Annotated in this window: 19 protein-coding genes and 1 tRNA gene; 14 read left to right on the top strand and 6 right to left on the bottom strand. The window is 53.1% G+C overall.

Features of this window, described 5'->3' with window-relative positions:
- Position 1 precedes the first annotated feature (1 nt).
- Entirely contained in the window at positions 2-442 is a 441-nt protein-coding gene (locus CIK94_RS00850; RefSeq protein WP_022310755.1) for a hypothetical protein, read from the bottom strand.
- A gap of 289 nt (positions 443-731) precedes the next feature.
- On the opposite strand from CIK94_RS00850, the gene CIK94_RS00845 reads away from it, so the two are divergent.
- Genes CIK94_RS00845 through galE form a run of 8 tightly spaced genes read left to right on the top strand, consistent with a single transcriptional unit; the run spans position 732 to position 7,263 of the window.
- Complete coding sequence (locus CIK94_RS00845) at positions 732-1,184, top strand: SoxR reducing system RseC family protein (RefSeq protein WP_158216487.1); 453 nt, start codon at positions 732-734, stop codon at positions 1,182-1,184.
- 5 nt (positions 1,185-1,189) lie between these two features.
- On the top strand, positions 1,190-2,038 hold the full coding sequence (locus tag CIK94_RS00840; RefSeq protein WP_094420772.1) for an RnfABCDGE type electron transport complex subunit B: 849 nt from the start codon (positions 1,190-1,192) through the stop codon (positions 2,036-2,038).
- Positions 2,035-3,387 carry an electron transport complex subunit RsxC gene (rsxC, locus tag CIK94_RS00835; protein ID WP_094385982.1) on the top strand — a complete coding sequence of 451 codons (1,353 nt, stop codon included), beginning with the start codon at positions 2,035-2,037 and terminating at the stop codon, positions 3,385-3,387. The genes CIK94_RS00840 and rsxC overlap by 4 nt, the downstream gene beginning before the upstream one ends.
- Before the next feature lie 4 nt (positions 3,388-3,391).
- Entirely contained in the window at positions 3,392-4,387 is a 996-nt protein-coding gene (locus CIK94_RS00830; protein WP_022310750.1) for an RnfABCDGE type electron transport complex subunit D, read from the top strand.
- A complete protein-coding gene (locus CIK94_RS00825; RefSeq protein ID WP_094420735.1) occupies positions 4,384-4,989 on the top strand; it encodes an RnfABCDGE type electron transport complex subunit G in 606 nt (201 codons plus the stop codon). Before CIK94_RS00830 ends, CIK94_RS00825 begins: the two co-directional genes overlap by 4 nt.
- A gap of 6 nt (positions 4,990-4,995) precedes the next feature.
- Entirely contained in the window at positions 4,996-5,580 is a 585-nt protein-coding gene (gene rsxE / locus CIK94_RS00820) for an electron transport complex subunit RsxE (protein ID WP_022310748.1), read from the top strand.
- Between the two features lie 3 nt (positions 5,581-5,583).
- Positions 5,584-6,186 (top strand): electron transport complex subunit RsxA, encoded by a 603-nt coding sequence (gene rsxA / locus CIK94_RS00815; RefSeq protein WP_094420733.1) that lies wholly within the window; start codon positions 5,584-5,586, stop codon positions 6,184-6,186.
- Between the two features lie 39 nt (positions 6,187-6,225).
- The gene (gene galE / locus CIK94_RS00810) at positions 6,226-7,263 is read left to right on the top strand and encodes a UDP-glucose 4-epimerase GalE (RefSeq protein WP_094420730.1); all 1,038 of its coding nucleotides are present in this window, start codon (positions 6,226-6,228) and stop codon (positions 7,261-7,263) included.
- 250 nt (positions 7,264-7,513) lie between these two features.
- Here the strand turns inward: galE and CIK94_RS00805 are convergent, their stop codons facing one another.
- Positions 7,514-8,047: a 30S ribosomal protein S16 gene (locus tag CIK94_RS00805; protein ID WP_022310745.1), complete on the bottom strand. Its 534-nt coding sequence runs from the start codon at positions 8,045-8,047 to the stop codon at positions 7,514-7,516.
- A gap of 384 nt (positions 8,048-8,431) precedes the next feature.
- On the opposite strand from CIK94_RS00805, the gene htpG reads away from it, so the two are divergent.
- From htpG to CIK94_RS00785, 3 genes are all read left to right on the top strand, one after another.
- Complete coding sequence (htpG, locus tag CIK94_RS00800; protein ID WP_094420728.1) at positions 8,432-10,486, top strand: molecular chaperone HtpG; 2,055 nt, start codon at positions 8,432-8,434, stop codon at positions 10,484-10,486.
- Positions 10,487-10,815: 329 nt separating this feature from the next.
- Positions 10,816-10,889, top strand: a tRNA-Arg gene (locus CIK94_RS00790).
- 208 nt (positions 10,890-11,097) lie between these two features.
- Positions 11,098-12,498 carry an alpha-L-fucosidase gene (locus CIK94_RS00785; RefSeq protein ID WP_158215103.1) on the top strand — a complete coding sequence of 467 codons (1,401 nt, stop codon included), beginning with the start codon at positions 11,098-11,100 and terminating at the stop codon, positions 12,496-12,498.
- On the opposite strand, the gene CIK94_RS00780 is transcribed toward CIK94_RS00785, so the two are convergent.
- Positions 12,495-13,829: an NADP-specific glutamate dehydrogenase gene (locus CIK94_RS00780; RefSeq protein ID WP_094385996.1), complete on the bottom strand. Its 1,335-nt coding sequence runs from the start codon at positions 13,827-13,829 to the stop codon at positions 12,495-12,497. The genes CIK94_RS00785 and CIK94_RS00780 overlap by 4 nt on opposite strands.
- Positions 13,830-14,039: 210 nt before the next feature.
- Complete coding sequence (locus tag CIK94_RS00775; RefSeq protein WP_094385998.1) at positions 14,040-14,426, bottom strand: L-rhamnose mutarotase; 387 nt, start codon at positions 14,424-14,426, stop codon at positions 14,040-14,042.
- Positions 14,427-14,918: 492 nt separating this feature from the next.
- On the opposite strand from CIK94_RS00775, the gene CIK94_RS00770 reads away from it, so the two are divergent.
- The gene (locus CIK94_RS00770) at positions 14,919-16,403 is read left to right on the top strand and encodes an alkaline phosphatase family protein (protein WP_094386000.1); all 1,485 of its coding nucleotides are present in this window, start codon (positions 14,919-14,921) and stop codon (positions 16,401-16,403) included.
- Positions 16,404-16,743: 340 nt separating this feature from the next.
- Here CIK94_RS00770 and rbr read toward each other — a convergent pair whose 3' ends face one another.
- Positions 16,744-17,286 (bottom strand): rubrerythrin, encoded by a 543-nt coding sequence (gene rbr, locus CIK94_RS00765; RefSeq protein ID WP_094386048.1) that lies wholly within the window; start codon positions 17,284-17,286, stop codon positions 16,744-16,746.
- A gap of 172 nt (positions 17,287-17,458) precedes the next feature.
- Between rbr and CIK94_RS00760 the strand changes: the two genes are divergently transcribed.
- Positions 17,459-18,385, top strand: coding sequence for a hydrogen peroxide-inducible genes activator (locus CIK94_RS00760; protein ID WP_022310737.1), 927 nt, complete (start codon positions 17,459-17,461; stop codon positions 18,383-18,385).
- Between the two features lie 159 nt (positions 18,386-18,544).
- On the opposite strand, the gene CIK94_RS14260 is transcribed toward CIK94_RS00760, so the two are convergent.
- Positions 18,545-18,700, bottom strand: a complete 156-nt coding sequence (locus tag CIK94_RS14260) for a hypothetical protein (RefSeq protein WP_158214747.1) — start codon at positions 18,698-18,700, stop codon at positions 18,545-18,547.
- Between the two features lie 177 nt (positions 18,701-18,877).
- Between CIK94_RS14260 and CIK94_RS00750 the strand changes: the two genes are divergently transcribed.
- The gene (locus CIK94_RS00750) at positions 18,878-19,738 is read left to right on the top strand and encodes a formylglycine-generating enzyme family protein (RefSeq protein WP_254046110.1); all 861 of its coding nucleotides are present in this window, start codon (positions 18,878-18,880) and stop codon (positions 19,736-19,738) included.
- The last annotated feature ends 9 nt before the right edge of the window (positions 19,739-19,747 follow it).

Raw genomic sequence — 19,747 nt, 5'->3', positions numbered from 1 at the left:
TCTATTCCTTCATCAGATTGTCGAAGAAGGAGTCGAGGTCTGAGTCGAGGTCCTTCATCAGGTCATCGCCAATGATAACGGTATCGTCGTCGGCGAGATACAGGTCGGCTACGGTGTTGCGGTCGTCGTCTTCCAGTACAAAACTGAAAGGCTTCATGATACCCATCTGGTCGATGGTGTCGCTCATGCGCTTCAGCGTGTTGGTGAGCAGGGTGGTGACATGGGTGTAGAAATCGTCGTCGTTGCAGTCTATCCACTGTTCTACCACGCAGCGGTTGAGCTCCATGTCATCGTCGTCGAACGAGACCATCTCGCCGCTCTCAGGCGATACCTTGATGTGTATGTCTGTAATCACCGAGTTCTCGCTGTCAGTGGGAAACTTCTGTGCTGTTTTTCGGATGGCGCGCTCTATCTGTTGCACCGTTTGTTCTGTCGCTTTCATGCCGTAGGCTTTGTATTATTAGTTTTCCAGGGTACCGGCAGGCCGGCTCCATGGTGTTTATCTATATGCAAAGATAATGGATGTGGGATAAAACACAAAGAAAAAACCTAAGTTTTTTATCATTGTATGCAAAAATGGAATGAACAGGCGTGGGAAGGTCATCGTTTAATCAAAGTTTAACGCTCATTTAATGGCCAAAGTGTGTGGCTAAGTCAGAAAAAATAGTTAATTTTGCACACATTATTAATATATGGGCAATGAGTCTATTGCCTTTGTGTTTAGGATTGGTTTGACAACATCAGCAAGTTCATCCCCTAAGTCTGTCAATGCCGTCAGTAAGGAAGGCATCGTAGAACAGATAACCCCGACAAGCGTCAGCGTACGGGTAGTACGGTCGTCGGCTTGTGCCGGATGCGGTCTGTCGGGTCACTGCAACGCCTCGGAGTGCAGGGAGACGCTCATCAGCGTACCTGTAGATAGATGCGTAGCCTGCAGTGTGGGCGACAGGGTGAGAGTTGTCACCTCTTCGTCATCGGTCAAGGTGGCTCTGGCATTGGGATTTGCAATGCCGCTGCTCTTGATGATGGCGGTATTTGGCGTCTGTAGAGCCATGGCCGGAACCAGCGAAATGGCGGCGGCGCTGTACAGTCTGCTGGTTCTTATACCTTATTATATATTACTATACCTCTGCCGTAATCTTGTGGGCAGACGTATCCAAATAAGCATTATTGAGAGACTATGAATGAAATGAACTATATTGTAGTGGCGGTGCTGACCCTCGGCGGGGTGGCTTTGCTGGCAGCAGTGGTGCTGTACATCGTGTCGCGCAGGTTTGCCGTCAAGGAAGACCCTCGCGTCAAGGACGTGCAGGAGTGTCTGCCCGGTGCCAACTGTGGCGGTTGTGGCTTTGCCGGATGTGCAGCCTTGGCAGAAGCGCTGGTCAAAGGCGCCGACAAGGGAAGTCTGGACGGACTGCGTTGTCCTGTAGGTGGCGACGAGGCTATGGGCAAGATTGCCGATGTGTTGGGCATAGCTGCCCAGGCTGCCGAACCTATGGTGGCGGTGGTGCGCTGCAACGGCAGTTGCGACAAGCGTGGCAAGGTGGCTGTCTATGAAGGTCTGCACACCTGTGCGGCTGTCAATGCTGCCGGAGCAGGCGAGAGCGGTTGTGGCTATGGCTGTCTGGGCTGTGGCGACTGTGCCGATGCCTGCCAGTTTGGTGGCATCGTCATCAATCCAGCTACCGGACTGCCCGAAGTCGATGAGCAGATGTGTACCGGCTGTGGCAGTTGTGCCAAGGCCTGTCCTCGCCACGTCATCGAACTGCGCAAGAAGGGCCCCAAGGGGCGTCGCGTCTATGTGGGCTGTGTCAACCAAGACCGCGGACCCATAGCCCGCAAGTCGTGTCAGGCTGCCTGCATCGGCTGTGGCAAGTGCGAGAAGGTCTGTCCCTTTGGCGCCATCACTGTAGAGAACAATCTGTCGTATATCGACTACAACAAATGCCGTATGTGTACCAAGTGTGTGGCTGAGTGTCCTACCGGTGCCATCGTCAAAGTCAATTTCCCCATAAAGAAGAAGGAGGCAGAAGCATGAAACTGCATACATTCAAGATAGGTGGCGTGCACCCGGCTGAGCACAAAATCACTGCCGACGTGGCCACCGTCCAGGCGCCGCTGCCCACAGAGGCCATATTCCCCCTCTCACAGCATATCGGCGCACCCGCCAAGGCTGTGGTAGCCAAGGGCGACAAGGTGAAGGTGGGTACGCTCATCGCCGAAGCCGGCGGATTTGTGTCGGCGCCCATCTATTCATCGGTATCGGGTACGGTGACCCGCATAGACAGCGTCGTCGACGCCACGGGCTACCGCCACCCCGCCATCATCATCAAGGTAGAGGGCGACGAGTGGGAAGAAACGATAGACCGCAGCGCGGCGCTCGAAACCCTGGACAAACACCCTGAACTCACAGCCGAAGAGATCGTGGCCCGCGTGAAGTGGGGCGGTATTACGGGTATGGGTGGTGCCGGCTTCCCCTGTCATGTCAAGCTCTGTCCGCCGCCTACTGCCAAGGCAGAGTGCGTGATACTCAACGGCGTGGAGTGTGAACCCTACATCACGTCGGACTATCGGCTCATGCTGGAGCATGCCGACGAGATACTGGTGGGTCTCGACCTGCTGATGCGCGCTGCCCACGTAGAGCGTGGCTATATCGGTATCGAGGAAAACAAGCCCGACGCCATCCGTCTCTTGCAAGAGAAGACTGCCAACAGGCAGGATATAAAGATTGTGCCGCTGAAGATGAAGTACCCGCAGGGTGGCGAGAAACAGCTGGTCGATGCCGTCATCGACCGACAGGTTCCGGCGCCGCCTGCCATCCCCGTCAGTGTGGGTGCCATCGTGCAGAACGTGGCCACGGCTTATGCCGTCTATCAGGCAGTGATGAAGCACAAGCCTCTCTTCGAACGCTATACCACGGTGTCGGGTCTGGCTATGGGCAAGTCGGCCAACTATCTGGTGCGCATGGGCACCCCCTTTGCCCAACTGGTGGACCTCTGCGGCGGTCTGCCCGAGGGCGACAACAAGGTGCTGGCCGGCGGACCCATGATGGGTAAGGCTGTAGCCTCGCTCGATGTGCCCGTATGCAAGGGTACCAATGCCGTGACCGTGCTCAGTGGCAGCGACGCCCATCGCGGCAAGGTGCAGCCCTGCATCCGTTGCGGCAAGTGTGTCGAGGTATGCCCTATGGGTCTCGAGCCCTATCTGCTCGCTACGCTCTCTGCCAACGATATGTACGACCGTGCCGAGCAGGAGCAGATAGTATCGTGCATAGCCTGCGGCAGCTGCCAGTTTACCTGTCCGTCACACCGGCCTATCCTCGACAACATCGTAATCGGCAAGGGTAGGGTGATGGCCAATATCAAATCACGTAATCAGAAGAAATAAGATAATGAGTAAATTGATAATATCCCTTTCGCCCCACGCCCACGGCGGCGACAGCGTAGAGCGCAATATGTATAATGTGCTGTTAGCGCTGGTGCCGGCCCTGCTGGTGTCGTTCTATTACTTCGGGCTGGGCTCGGTGGTAGTCTGTTCGGTAAGCGTGGCGGCCTGTGTCTTCTTTGAGTGGGCGATAACACGCTATATGCTGCGCCGCCCCACCACGCTGCTCGACGGGTCGGCCTGCATCACGGGTCTGCTGCTGGGCATGAACCTGCCCAGCAACTTCCCCATCTGGATGATTATCGTGGGCGCACTGGTAGCCATCGGCATCGGCAAGATGACCTTTGGCGGACTGGGTTGCAACCCCTTCAATCCAGCCATCGTGGGTCGCTGTTTTCTCCTGGTCAGCTTTCCGGCTGCTATGACGTCATGGCCAGTGGCAGGACAGCAGATGGCGTACACCGATGCAGTGACTGGAGCCACTCCGCTGAGCCTGATGAAGACCGCCATCAAGACTGGCGACGTAAGCGTGTTGCAGGGCTTGCCCGACACGGTCGACATGTTGCTGGGCAATGTGGCCAATGGCTATGGAGCAGGCACCATAGGCGAGGTGTGTGCCCTGGCGCTGATAGCCGGACTGATATGGATGCTCTGGCGCCGCGTCATTACCTGGCATATCCCCATTACCATTCTGGCCACCGTCTTCGTGCTGAGCGGGGCGTTGCATGTGGCCAATCCGGTCTACGCCCATCCTATGGCAGTGGTGCTAAGTGGCGGACTGATGCTGGGTGCCATCTTTATGGCTACCGACTATGTCACCTCGCCCATGACCCATCGCGGGCAGGTCATCTATGCCGTGGGCATAGGTGTGCTCACCGTGGTGATACGCAACTGGGGCAGCTATCCCGAGGGTATGTCGTTTGCCATACTCATCATGAATGCCTTTACGCCCCTCATCAACTTCTATGTCAAACCTAAACGATTTGGGGAGGTAAGCCGATGAAGAAGATGGAATCGACACTCACCAACATGATAGTGGTGCTGGTGGGAGTGGCACTGGTGACAGGATGCCTGCTGGCAGTGGTCAACCACATCACAGAGGGTCCGAAGGCTGCGCAGAAGACTCTGGCTCTGGCTGAGGGCATACGCACCGTGATGGGAAGCAGCGACGTGACGGTGAGCAAGACAGACACCGTATGTATGACGGTCAACGGCAAACCGGCGGAACTGATAGTGCATCGTGTGGCTGGCGGCGGTGCTGCCGTGGAGAGCCAGACGATGGGATTTGGCGGTGACTTGCGTGTGCTGGTGGGCTTTGCCGATGATGGCACCATCACCGGTTATACCATATTGCAGCACGCTGAGACGCCAGGACTTGGCGCCAAGGCTGCCACGTGGTTTCAGAAAGACGGCAAGGGAAACATCATCGGCAAGAAGGCCGTGAAGCCACTCGCCGTGAGCAAGGACGGAGGTGAGGTAGACGCCATCACCGCCTCGACCATCACCTCGAGAGCCTTCCTGAAAGCCGTAAACCAGGCGTATGCCGCCTATATGCAGCAGTCTGCCGACGCCCACACCGGCGCAACCGAAATAAAGAAAGGATAGACAACGATGAATCTACTCAATATAATCAAAAACGGCATCATCAAGGAGAATGCCACATTCGTATTGCTCTTGGGCATGTGTCCCACACTGGCTACCACCACAAGTGCCACCAACGGACTGATGATGGGTCTGGCCACGATGGCAGTGCTGATATGTACCAACTTTGTCATCTCCTGCATCAAGAACATCACCCCCGACAAGGTGCGCATACCTGTCTTCGTAGTGGTCATCGCTACCTTCGTCACCATTCTCCAGATGTTTATCGAGGCTTATCTGCCCGATGTCAACAAGAGTCTGGGCATCTATATCCCGCTGATAGTGGTCAACTGTGTGATATTGGGCCGTGCTGAAGCCTTCGCCTGCAAGAACACTCCGCTGGCGAGCATCGCCGACGGTGTGGGTATCGGTCTGGGCTTTGCCCTGGCACTGACTCTGCTCGGTGCCGTGCGTGAAATTCTGGGCGCAGGGTCGCTCTTCGGGTGTGCCCTCTTGCCCGAGACTACCAATATCCTGCTCTTTGTGCTTCCTCCGGGTGCATTCATCACCTTGGGTTATCTTGTCGCAGTGTTCAACCATTTCAAAAAGGCATAGACTATGGAATATATCCTGATATTCATCTCGGCGATATTCGTCAACAACATCATACTCTCCCAGTTCTTGGGCATCTGTCCGTTTCTGGGTGTCTCCAAGAAGATAGACACCGCTCTGGGCATGGGTATGGCAGTGGCTTTTGTGCTCACGCTGGCCACCATCGTGACCTATCTTATCCAGTATGGACTGCTTGTGCCGCTCGGGTTGCAGTATCTGCAGACGCTGGCCTTCATTCTGGTCATCGCGGCACTGGTGCAGATGGTTGAAATCATCCTGCGTAAGGTTTCGCCCGCCCTCTATCAGGCATTGGGCATCTTCTTGCCACTCATCACGACCAACTGTGCGGTGCTGGGTGTGGCCATCCTCGTCATTCAGAAAGACTATACGCTGGCGGAGAGCATCGCCTATGCTTTCTCTACCGCATTGGGCTTTGCCCTGGCGCTCACCATCTTTGCCGGAATGAGAGAGCAGATGGCTCTGGTGCAGATACCCAAGGGCATGCGTGGTATGGCCATCGTGCTCGTGGCAGCCGGCCTGCTGAGTCTCGCATTTATGGGCTTCAGCGGCGTGGATAGCGGTCTGAAGGCCGCATTGGGGCTCGAATAAACGGTAGAATAACGATTATTTATCATAACATCAAACAATATGAAACAGACAATTCTGGTAACAGGTGGTACTGGCTTTATAGGCTCTCATACCACAGTTGAACTGCAGCAGGCAGGCTACAAGGTAGTTGTAGTAGACAATCTGTCTAACTCCAATGAGAAAGTGCTCGACGGTATTGAGAAAATCACAGGCATCCGTCCTGCCTTTGAGAAGGTTGACCTCCGTGACAAGGAGGCTACAGAGAAGGTGTTTGAGAAATACCCTGACATCGAGGGTATCATCCATTTCGCCGCTTCCAAGGCTGTGGGTGAGAGTGTGCAGAAACCTTTGCTCTATTATCACAACAATATCATCTCGCTGGTCAACCTGCTGGAACTCATGCCTAAGTATAATGTCAAGGGCATCATCTTCTCTTCTTCATGCACCGTATACGGTCAGCCCAAGCCTGAGAATCTGCCTGTTACCGAGCAGGCTCCTCACCAGAAGGCTACCTCGCCTTATGGCAATACCAAGGAGGTGAACGAGCAGATTATCCTTGACGATATCAAAAGTGGTGCTCCTATCAAGAGCATCGTGCTGCGCTACTTCAATCCTATCGGTGCCCACCCATCGGCTCTCATCGGCGAGCTGCCCAATGGTGTGCCCAACAACCTCATCCCCTTTGTCACTCAGACCGCTATCGGTGTACGCGAGCAGCTCACCATCTTCGGCAACGACTATAACACTCCCGACGGTACCTGTATCCGCGACTATATCTATGTAGTGGATCTGGCCAAGGCTCATGTGGCTGCTATGGCGCGCGTGCTTGACAAGGAAACCGAGCCTATCGAGTATTTCAATATCGGTACAGGTAAGGGCAATTCTACCCTCGAGATTGTCGAGGCTTTTGAGCGTGCCACCGGCGTGAAGCTCAACTGGAAGTATGGTCCTCGTCGTGAAGGCGATATCGAGAAGATTTGGGGCGACTGTACCCACGCCAATAAGGTGCTGGGTTGGAAGGCCGATACTCCTCTTGATGAAGTCATGCGCAGTGCATGGAACTGGCAGCTCAAGCTCCGTGAAGACGGCGTGATGTAATAACTCTACGGGATAGACTCGTCCCCATATATTGCTTCTATACGGTGATGCCTTGTCATTGTATAGAAGCAATTTTCATTTGTTGGCTGCCACAACTCGGCAATCCATCACGATGGTACGGGAACTCGGCAAAGCTGTCATTATCATCATGGAGATAGGATGGGGTAGCGTCATTATGATGCATACAAACGATAATAGGCTGACTTCCTTGCGGAAATCAGCCTATATCAATTTCTTTTCCGGTGAAGAATTAAGCCTCAGCGGGAGCCTCTTCGGTAGCTTCAGCCTGAGCAGCAGCCTCGGCCTCAGCCTTGGCAGCAGCCTCAGCAGCCTTCTTGTCAGCTACTTTCTTGGCGATAGCCTCGTTAATCTTCTTCTCCTGCTCGAGCTCCTTGGCAGCAGCTTCCTTCTTACCCTTTGCTACGTTCTCACGAGTAGTAGTGGTCTTCTGGTCTTTGCCCTGCTTCCAGGCCTCAAACTTCTGCTGCATAGCAGCTTCGTCGAATGCGCCCTTCTTTACGCCACCTTTGAGGTGCTTCATCAGGTAAACGCCCTCGCCCTTGAGGATGTTGCGAGCTGTATCGGTGGGCTGTGCGCCAACCTCTACCCAGTAGAGTGCACGCTCGAAATTCAAATCTACAGTTGCAGGATTGGTGTTAGGATTGTAAGTACCAATCTTCTCAGTAAATCTACCATCACGTGGTGCTCTTGCGTCAGCGATAATGATGCTGTAGAAAGCATAGCCTTTACGACCGCCGCGCTGTAATCTGATCTTTGTTGCCATTTTTAATGTAAAATTATGATTAGGTTTGAATTTTATTGCTGCCATCACGTGACAGCGGGTGCAAAGGTACTACATCTTTTTGGAAAACGAAAGAAAATTAGTGGAAAAGTGATGGTTTTCATCGTATTTTTGTCTATTTGGGCTTTATGATTGCTGGGTTTGTGGGTATCAAGGCGATTGTTGCGCGTGTTTTGAGTCATATCACTCGTAGCTGGTAGGGTAGGGCAATCAGCAGTCATCACTTTTCCTGCATCCCTATACCTTATTATATATATAAGGAGCAAGCGCAACATGGCAATATGATTTTATGGAGCATCCAGATGGCTGTGGCACGTTTTTTGCAAATGATTAAAGTGAACGAAACTTTATAAAATACATATAACTATGCAAAAAGGTAATATCGGAGTAACGACAGAGAACATATTCCCTGTCATCAAGAAGTTCCTCTATTCTGATCACGAGATCTTCCTTCGTGAAATGGTTTCCAATGCGGTAGACGCTACCCAGAAGCTGAAGACCCTGGCTGCCCAGGGTGATTTCAAGGGCGAGATGGGTGACCTCACCGTGCATGTAAACCTGGATAAGGACAAGGGTACGCTCACAATCAGCGACCGCGGTATCGGTATGACTGCCGACGAGGTTGACCGTTATATCAATCAGATAGCCTTCTCTGGCGTCAACGACTTCATGGAGAAGTACAAGGACAAGGCCAATGCCATCATCGGTCATTTCGGTTTGGGTTTCTACTCTGCTTTCATGGTAAGCAAGAAGGTAGAGATTGTTACCCGCAGCTACAAGGATGACGCCAAGGCCGTGAAATGGTCTTGCGACGGCAGCCCTTCATATACACTGGAAGAAACAGAGAAGGAAGACCGTGGTACTGACATCATCCTCTACATCGACGACGACTGCAAGGAATTCCTGGAGAAGGCCCGCATCGAGTCGCTGCTCAACAAGTACTGCAAGTTCCTGGCTGTGCCCGTAGCCTTTGGCAAGAAGACCGAGTGGAAGGACGGCAAGCAGGTGGAGACTGCCGAGGACAATATCATCAACGACGTGGAGCCTCTCTGGACCGCTACCCCAAGCCAGTTGAAGGACGAGGACTACAAGAAGTTCTATCGCACGCTCTATCCCATGCACGATGAGCCCCTCTTCTGGATTCATCTGAATGTAGATTACCCCTTCCATCTTACGGGTATTCTCTATTTCCCACGTATCAAGAGCAATATAGAACTCCAGCGCAACAAGATACAGCTCTACTGCAACCAGGTGTTTGTGACCGATCAGGTCGAAGGCATCGTGCCCGACTTCCTCACTCTCCTGCATGGTGTGATTGACTCTCCCGACATCCCCCTCAACGTAAGCCGAAGCTATCTACAGAGTGATGCCAACGTGAAGAAGATCTCTACCTACATCACCAAGAAGGTGGCAGACCGTCTGCAGTCGCTCTTCAAGGCCGACCGCAAGGCTTTTGAGGAGAAATGGGACGACTTGAAGCTCTTCATCAACTACGGCATGCTGTCGCAGGAAGATTTCTATGACCGCGCCAAGGACTTTGCCTTGATGAAGGACACCGACGGCAAGTACTTCACCTTCGAGGAGTACAAGACCCTCATCAAGGACAACCAGACCGACAAGGATGGCAATCTGGTATATCTCTACGCCAACGACGCCACCGAGCAGTATTCATATATCGAGGCTGCCAAGGCCAAGGGTTACAGCGTGCTGCTGATGGACGGTGAACTCGATACTCCTGCCATCTCCATGTTGGAGCAGAAGTTTGAGAAGAGCCGCTTCACACGTGTCGATGCCGACATCGCCGACCGTCTTATCACCAAGGACGACGAGAAGAAGAACGAGCTGGGCGAGGATGAGAGCGCCAAGCTGTCAGAGGTCTTCAAGACCCAGATGCCCAAGATAGACAAGGCCGAGTTCATGGTCGAGGTCCAGCCTATGGGCGAGAATGGACAGCCTGTACTCGTCACCCAGAATGAATATATGCGTCGTATGAAGGAGACCAGCAAGTATCAGCCTGGCATGAGTTTCTATATGCAGATGCCTGATTCGTATATGGTAGTACTCAACAGCGACCATCCGCTCATCAAGCGTGTACTTGACGAGACCGACAAGGCTACCGCAGATGCTCTGAAGCCGGTTGAGGCCGAATTGCGTGGTCAGGAAGCTCGTCTGGCTGCCATCAATCAGAGCCAGAGTGGCAAGAAAGACGAGGAAATCAGTCAGGAGGAGAAGGACGACAAGGCCAATACGCAGAAGGCCATCAACGACCAGCGCGCCAAGAAGACCCAGATTCTGAGCGAATACGCTGCTGGCAATGAGGTGGTACATCAGCTCATCGACTTGGCATTGCTCCAGAACGGCATGCTGAAGGGACAGCGTCTGAATGACTTCCTCAAGCGTTCGGTTGACCTGATTAAGTAATCGAATTATCTAAATTTCTTTTTAGAGAGTCGTATCTGTAGTGGATACGGCTCTTTTTTTTAGGTTCGCCGTGGTCACCAGGGCGCAGATTGTCGTTTCCGGTCTCTGGGTGCAGTTCCTATGTGGCGAGGCCAGGTTGCGCCCGGCAGACATGGCCCGGGCAGTCATTATCGCCAAATATGGGGTAAAATATGGCCGAAAACAGGAAAAATGCAGTTTTTTGAAAAATAATTGAGGAAATGTTTGGCGGTATAGGAAAAACTCTGTACCTTTGCACTCGCAATTAAGGAACAAGGTTAGCCTACTACTTAAGAAGCAAAGAACGGAATGGTTCCGTAGCTCAACTGAATAGAGCATCTGACTACGGATCAGAAGGTTGTGGGTTTGAATCCCGCCGGAATCACTACCAAGGACTGAGGTTTTCTCAGTCCTTTTTTTATGTCCGCACGCAAGGCTGCATTTCTTTTTTTAGGGGTGGTCGCAGTTGTTGTCATTGTGTCATGTGCCACAAGCGAAATAGCAAATATTACAGGTAGAGTATTTGCAATAATGTGTAAATTTGCAGCTATAATACTTAACAATACCCAAGCCTAATGCGAAAAATCAATACTTTGCTGACTATCTGTGCGGCGGCGTCGATGCTCCATGCGCAGCCCCGCATCAACCCCGATGATTACAAGATAGACGCTGCCGACGTGCAGCGGGCCGAGAAGCTCATTGCCGCTCCGGTGCCCGACGACGTGGTGATGCCCACGCGCCATCCTGACGCCCAGTGGTATCCCGGCGCGGCGCTCGGCCTGTTTATGCACTGGGGCATACACAGTGTCGACGGCATCCAGCCGTCCTGGAACATGATAAAGCACTACCGCTATGGCGGCAAGCGTTATCACAGTCCCAAGCGTTATTACCGGCTTGCCCGCAAGTTCAAGCCCACCATTCTTCCCGACAGTTTCCTCACGGCAGCCCATGACGCCGGGTTCACCTATGCCGTGCTTACCACCCGTCACCACGACGGTTATGCTCTCTGGCCATCCAAGTATGGTATAGGCGTGCGCCACGACTTGCCCGGCCGCGACCTCGTGCGCGAGTATGTCGATGCGTGTCGTGCCGCCGGACTCAAGGTGGGCCTTTACTTTTCGCCCCGCGACTGGCATTATCCTGAGGCAATGGCGCCATGTGAGTTTAATGTCAGAACCCGAAGCAAGGTGCCAGCCATAACCGACAGTGTAGCCAATCGCGCGAAGTATGTAAGGTTTGTGGGATATGTGATGCGCCAGCTGGAAGAACTGCTGACGCACTATGGCAAGATAGATCTGCTGTGGCTCGACGGTATGGAGTGGCGTGGCATCACTGAGAACAACACCGAGAAGATATACAGTTGGATTAGAACCATGCAGCCCGGTATCGTCATCAACGACAGATGGGCCAACCTGGTAGACCCCGACAACCCCGACGGAACCAGCGTGCGCATAGGCGACCTCACCACGCCCTTTGAGTGCGGCGAGCCTACCTATATCCCTTCGCCCTGGTGGGAGGTGCAGGACCTGTGGACCTATGGCGGCGGCTGGGGCTACGACCGCAAGGAGAAGTTCCGCCCTATGGCCTGGTTCTTCAACCGCTTGGCCCAGGCGCGTTCCCTTGGTGGCAACTTCCTGGTCAATGTGGGTCCCCGGCCCGACGGCGATATGCCGCGGGAGTTCTATGCCAAGATGGACAGTCTGTCGCAGTGGATGACGTATGGTCGCGAGTCAATCTTCGGCACCGGCATCACGCCCGGGCCCGAGCTCTGCAATGTCAAGCTCACCTCGCGCGGCAGCGATACGCTCTATGCCCATGTAATGCCAAAGGGCAGCAACCAGGTCAACCTGATTACTGCCCGTAAGCCTGCCAGTGTCACCGTCTTGCGCACTGGCCAGAAGTTATCGTTTATCTATCGCGACAGCCACCTTTACTTTGCGGTGCCCAAAGAGCAGCGTCTGCCCATGGACGAGGTGGTGCGCATCTTGTTTTAGACTATGCCCTGTGCCATCATGGCTCGTGCAACCTTGAGGAAGCCGGCTATGTTGGCACCCTTCACGTAGTTGATGTAGCCATCGGCCTGTGTACCATATTTCACACAGTTGGCGTGGATGTCGTTCATGATTTCGCGCAGCTTGGCATCCACCTCCTCGCGCGACCAGCGCAGACGCTCCGAGTTCTGCGTCATCTCCAGTCCCGATACTGCCACACCGCCGGCATTGCTTGCCTTGCCGGGGCAGTAGAGGATTTTGGCATCCTGGAACACCTTGATGGCCTCGGGAGTGGTGGGCATGTTGGCGCCCTCGGTTACGGCTATCACGCCGTTGGCCACCAGTGCCTGCGCAGCCTCTTCGTTGATTTCGTTCTGGGTGGCACAGGGTGTGGCGATGTCGGCCTTCTCAAACCAAGGCTTGGCGCCCTCCACGTATTTCACGCCGTACTTCTCGGCATATTCGCGTATGCGGCCACGCTCTATATTCTTGAGTTCCATGATGTAGTCGAGCTTCTCGCGGTCTATTCCGTCGGGGTCGTAGATATATCCGTCTGAGTCAGAACAGGTGACGGGCTTGGCGCCGAGCTCGAGCAGTTTCTCCATAGTATATTGTGCCACGTTGCCCGAACCCGATACGAGCACTGTCTTGCCGGCGAGCTCTATGTTGCGCGTCTTCAGCATGTTTTCGAGGAAGTAGATGTTGCCGTAGCCCGTGGCTTCGGGACGGATGCGCGAACCGCCAAACTCCTGACCCTTTCCGGTGAGGATGCCACAGAACTGATGGGTGAGCTTCTTGTACATACCAAACATGTAGCCCACCTCGCGGCCACCCACGCCGATGTCACCTGCCGGAACGTCTTCGTCGGGACCGATGTGGCGGTAGAGTTCGAGCATGAAAGCCTGGCAGAACCTCATCACCTCGGCATTGCTCTTGCCGCGGGGAGAGAAGTCGCTGCCGCCTTTGCCGCCGCCCATAGGCAGGGTAGTGAGCGAGTTCTTGAAAGTCTGCTCAAAAGCAAGAAACTTGAGAATAGACTGGTTTACCGATGAGTGGAAACGAATGCCGCCTTTGTAGGGGCCGATGGCGTTGTTGTGCTGGACGCGGTAACCCATGTTGGTCTGCACATTGCCTTTGTCGTCGACCCAGTTTACGCGGAACTGGATGATGCGATCCGGAACACAAAGGCGCTCGATGAGGTTGGCCCTGTCAAATTCGGGGTGCTTGTTGTATTCATCCTCAATGGTGGCCAAAACCTGGCTGACAGCCTGGATATACTCAGGCTCATTTGGAAATCTTCTCTTAAGATTTTCCACAACATCCGTAGCTTTCATTCTGTTAATGTTTTAAGTAAAAATGTTAACCTTGATACAATTTCTCTCAATCTTTTGGGCAAAGTTATACATTTTTACTTAAAAACCGCACAAATTGTAATGAAATTTACGAAAAATGTTGAAAAAAGTAAGGATTGTCATCATTATCCCCACTTCTTCCAACCATTATGCCGCTAATTCTGCAGCTGTTTCTGCGACCGTTGCCAGTCATCAGTCTTCGTACAGATAGAAGAAACGCTCCATCATCTGCCACTTCTCGTCAGAGGTATCGCCCTCCTTGCACTTTTGGAAACGGCCGACAAAGTTTTCCCACTCCTGCTGGCGGGGCAGCTGTGCGAGTCTGGCCATAGCCTTGTCCCAGTCGAAGTCGAGGGGAGTCTCTACGATCATCACCTCGCGTGTACCTATAATATATAGTTCCATCTCCAGGATGCCTACTTCCTGTATTCCCTGCTTGATTTCGGGCCAGAAGTCCTCGCGCGAATGAGCTTTACGATAGCTGGCCAGCGACTCAGGGTCGTCCTTGAGCTCCAAAATCTGAACATAACGCTTTACGGGTTGGCCGAAGCGCTTTACGATATATCCTTCCGTCATCATAGTTGTTGTTATGTAGTTATTAATTGCCTTTTATTGATATAACGCAAGTCCTCGATTTTTATTTTGACCGAGGTCAACAAAAGTGGGATTTCATACCATTTTAGTGCGAATTGTTTGGACTGTGTGCGCAAACAGCGTAACTTTGCACTCGATAACAAAAGGATAACATTAACAACTTAAAAAAGAAAGGTAAAAAGATTATGTTGACATTAGGATTTGTAATGATTATCGCAGTCGCTTTGGTTAAGGCCATCAGTTTGGGTCACAACCTCGACATGGGCAAGTAAGCCCCTTGCGAAGAAAGGTAAAACACCATTGGTGTTACAATTATAATAATTTAGGTGGAAAAGGCCTGGTTTTGAAAGAAACCGGGCCTTTTTTGTCAAATTTCTATGCCCTGATATGTTGATTATTCTTACCTTTGTATCCGATTTCGGCATGTGGCCGGACTTTTTCTCTACAAACAATTAACAAACAATAAAACAAGTTACAATGAAAAGATTGATTTCTTTCTTGATGATGGTCTTTGCCTGCACCGCGACTTTCGCCCAGGTAGAGCGGCCCAAGCTCGTGGTAGGCTTCGTGGTCGACCAGATGAGATGGGATTACCTCTATTATTATAATGACCAGTTTGGCGAAGGCGGCTTCAAGCGCCTGCTGCGCGAAGGGTTCAGCTGCGAGAACACCATGATCAACTATGTGCCCACCGTTACTGCCATCGGCCATTCATGTATCTATACCGGCTCGGTGCCAGGCCTCAACGGCATCGCCGGCAACGATTTTATGATTGCCGGCAAGAAGATGTACTGCGTGTCCGACTCCACCGTGCATGGCGTGGGCTCGTCGAGCAGAGAGGGCAAAATGTCGCCTCGCAACCTCCTTGCCACAGGCATCGGCGATATGCTCAAGATAGCCACCGACTACAAGGCCAAGGTCTTTGGCGTTGCGCTCAAGGACCGCGCAGCCATCCTGCCCGCAGGCCATGCTGCCGACGCCGCCTACTGGTGGGACACCTCGGCAGGACACTTCATCTCCAGCTCCTATTATATGGACAAGCTGCCCGAGTGGGTCAACCGCTTCAACAAGACCGTGCGCGTGAAGCCTGGTACCGACATCAAGTGCAGCCCCGAGGGTGTCACCAAGACTTTCCAGATGGCCAAAGCCGTGCTCGACAATGAGCAGCTGGGTCAGGACGATGTCACCGACATGCTCGCCATCAGCATCTCTTCGACCGACATCATCGGCCATGCCTATGGCACCCGTGGCGCCGAGAATAAGGCTGCCTATATGCGTACCGATGCCGAGTTGGCAGACTTCCTCGCCTATCTCGACCAGAAGGTGGGCAAGGGCAACTATCTCTTCTTCCTCTCCGCCGACCACGGTGGCATGCACAACGCCAATGTGATGAAAGAGCACAAGATACCCGCCGACGGCTATGCCGCATGGAACGAAATCAAGTCGCTCAACGAGGCCTTCCGCACCAAGTATGGCATCGAGACCGTGGCGCTCATGGCCAATGCCAACCGCATCTACCTCGACCACGCTGCCATCGCCAAGGCAGGACTCCAGCTCGACGCCGTGAAGAAAGAGGCTGCCGACTTCCTGGCCCGCAACCCCAAGGTACACATGGTAGTCGACTATGCCAATGCCGTCAACACCAGTCTGCCACAGCTCATCCGCGAGCGCATCGTCAACGGATGGAACCCCGAGCGCAGCGGCGACCTCTTTGTGGTACCCAAGCCCCATCATGTCGATGGCGTGGTTACCCCCGAATACCGCGGCACCAGCCACGGCGTGTGGAACCCCTACGACTCACACATCCCCATGGTATTTATGGGATGGAAGGTGCCCCACGGACAGACCTCCACACCTACCCGCATCGTCGATATCGCCCCCACCGTGTGCGAGATGCTGCATATCCAGATGCCCAACGCCTGCATAGGCGACGCTGTCAACGAGATAGTTAATCCCAAATAATCCCTGTTTTAGTTTCACACCATCAAGCCACTCACCCATGCCGTGAGTGGCTTTTTTCATATCCACAAACTCTCCGCTACCACCCCTAAGTTTATTTCAAAGCATGAAATGCAGAAATCATGGCGCGCAATCATAAAAGCAAACCACGAAACAATAAAATCCAACCCCGAAAAACTTCCCAAAGCCATTATCACCACCTTCTTCCGTGTGGTGGGATGGGGGAGTGTGGTGGCGGGAATGATGGTTGTAGTGACGACAAAGCCCAGGACTGTGGGGAAAATTCCTCGACAGTCCTGGGCAGTTATCTTCTTGGCCTCGCCTTGCGGCAGAGGGCCATTGCTTAATAATTCTCAGCCTTGAGCTCGAAGTAGCTCTGCGGATGGTTGCACACGGGGCATACCTGGGGTGCCTGCTTGCCCACTACCACGTGGCCACAGTTGCGGCATACCCAGATGGCGTCGCCTTCGCGTGAGAATACGAGGGCGTCCTCGATGTTCTTCAGCAACTTGCGGTAGCGCTCTTCATGGAGCTTCTCGATGGCAGCCACGCCGCGCATCTTGGCAGCAATCTCTGTGAAGCCCTCTTCCTCGGCCTCCTGTGCCATGCGGTCGTACATGTCGGTCCACTCGTAGTTTTCGCCCTCGGCGGCAGCCTTCAGGTTGCTTCTGGTATCCTTTACGGCGCCACCTTCAAGGTACTTGAACCACAACTTGGCGTGCTCTTTCTCATTGGCGGCAGTCTCTTCGAAGATGGCAGCTATCTGCTCGAAGCCGTCCTTCTTGGCGCGTGATGCGAAATAGGTATATTTGTTGCGAGCCATAGACTCACCTGCGAAAGCCTCCATGAGGTTCTTCTCTGTTTTGGTTCCTTTAAGTTCTTTCATAATCATTTCTGTTTTGTTTGTTATTCTGGATGCAAAGTTAACCATATATCCGACAGCCTCCAAACGTTTTTTTCTATCTGCCCATAGAAAAAATCTATAATAGTGTGCTCTGCCGTTGATTATTTTATTAACTTTGCCCATACAAATGATAATTTTAACGCGTAAATAGGCCATGACATTACAACAGATGGAATATATTGTGGCGGTATATCGGCTTCGCCATTTCGCCCGTGCCGCCGAGCATTGTGGCGTCACCCAGCCCACGCTGAGCGCCATGATACAGAAGTTGGAAACCGAATTGGGCGTGAAGATATTTGAGCGCTCGTCGCAGCAGGTGATACCCACCGAGATAGGCCGCAAGGTGGTAGAGCAGGCATGGAAGGTGCTGGTGAGAGCCAACCGCATCCACGACATCGTGAACGAAGAGCGCCAGTCGCTGGCAGGCACTTTCAGTCTGGGTATCCTGCCCACCATAGCCCCATATCTGCTGCCTCGGTTCTTCACCCGTCTGCAGCGCGAGCACCCCGAGGCCGATATCCGCGTGATGGAGATGAAGACTGCCGACATCAAGCGTGCCCTCAACCGGGGCGAGCTCGACGCCGCCATCCTGGTGAGCCTCGACGATATGGACCACTATGTGCAGACACCGCTCTTCTATGAGCAGTTTCTGGCCTACGTGTCGCGTGGCGATGCCCTCTTCTCCCACAAGGCCATCAAGACCAGCGACCTGAACAACGAGTTCCTATGGCTGCTCGAAGAGGGTCACTGCTTCCGCGACCAGCTGGTCAAGTTCTGCCAACTCAAGTCGGCCGACAGCAGCAAGAAGACCTATTCGCTCGGTAGTATCGAGACCTTCATGCGCATGGTGGAGGGCGGCCAGGGTGTCACCTTCATTCCCGAGCTGGCTCTCGAACAGCTCTCTCCGGCTCAGCACGAACTGGTGCGCCCCTTTGCTCTGCCCATACCTGTGCGCGAGGTGGTGCTGCTTACCACGCGTGCCTTTGTGCGCCACTCGGTGCTCAATCTCATTGCCGACGCCGTGCGCCGCAGCGTGCCCCAACGTATGCTCCAGTTCAATAATACCGAGCAGAGGGTGTAGCCGCAGGCCTGCACCTGATGAAGAAACGATTAAAACAGATGATTATGGAAAATATTGCTGTCCGGTAAAAAACAAAATAGCATAAAATCTCGCCCGAAGCCCAGTAAATTTGACTTCGGGCTTTCTTTTTCCAACAATAAGCCCCCTTAATCGAAAAGATTAGGTGGTGGCGGCGCTTTTTGCGTCTCTTTTTGCAAGAATATCATTCCATGTTTTCTCGGGTTCTTCCATGAAAGCGATAAAATCGACATAGTACATGAGCTTGAATCCAACCATGGTAACAACCAGCGAGAATGCACTGTATCTGTTTCTCACCGTCTTTGGGCTCGTGCGTCTGCCCCATAGCGCATTCCCATTATCGTTATGTGAGTGTATTGTTTTTTTTACTATTATGTTGGCGGTTATGAGAAGCATTGTGCAATTATTCCCGAATAATAGACTGCTTCATCATTTTTTTTTGTACTTTTGTCCTCGTCTTTTAATACATATAGGATGAAAACAGTAAGAAGCATGATGGCGATACTGGCACTGGCCGTATCGATAGAAATGGGGGCACAGGGCATTATACGCCCTAAGACCACGCCTGCTCCGAATGTTACGCATACCACACCCTCAAAGTCTAAGACACAGAAGCGTACGGTGCAGACCCGAAAGAGTGGGCCGTCGCGTAAGCAACTGCTGGATCAGGCTGTACATGATATGGTACGCGTAGAGGGCGGCACCTATACAATGGGACTTACCAAGGGTATGCAGGATGCAGTAGGGTGGGCCTCGCCGGCTCATAGAGTTACGGTAAGCTCTTTCTTTATCAGTAAGTATGAGGTGACTCAGGCGCTGTGGCGTGCCGTCATGGGCAGTAACCCTTCGCGGTTTAAGGGCGACAACAGACCTGTGGAGCATGTGAGTTGGGATGACTGCCAGCTGTTTCTGTCGCGCCTCAGAACACTTACCGGCTACAGTTTCCGTCTGCCCACCGAGGCCGAGTGGGAGTATGCCGCACGCGGTGGTAACAGGTCGCGTGGCTATGTGTTCAGCGGTAGTGACAACCTGAATAACGTGGCCTGGTACAAGGGCAATAGCGACATGACCACCCACGATGTGGGAGGCCTGGAACCCAACGAACTGGGGCTGTATGACATGGCAGGCAATGTGGATGAGTGGTGTAGCGACTTTATGGGCGACTATACCGCCAGCCCGGCCGTTGACCCCAAAGGACCGGCTACGGGCGATTTCCGCGTGACGCGTAGCAATTACTGGAGTGGGGCGCAGATAGGGTGCTATATATGTGCCCGAGGCTCGGCAGCGCCCGATTTGCGCCATACTATAGGGCTGAGGCTTGCACTGTCAGAGTAGCGTTGCAAA

Source organism: Prevotella sp. P4-51 (genome assembly GCF_002251455.1).
GTDB lineage: Bacteria > Bacteroidota > Bacteroidia > Bacteroidales > Bacteroidaceae > Prevotella.
The sequence above is the reverse complement of the archived record's forward strand: the minus strand, read 5'-3'. Positions and strand labels throughout refer to the sequence as shown.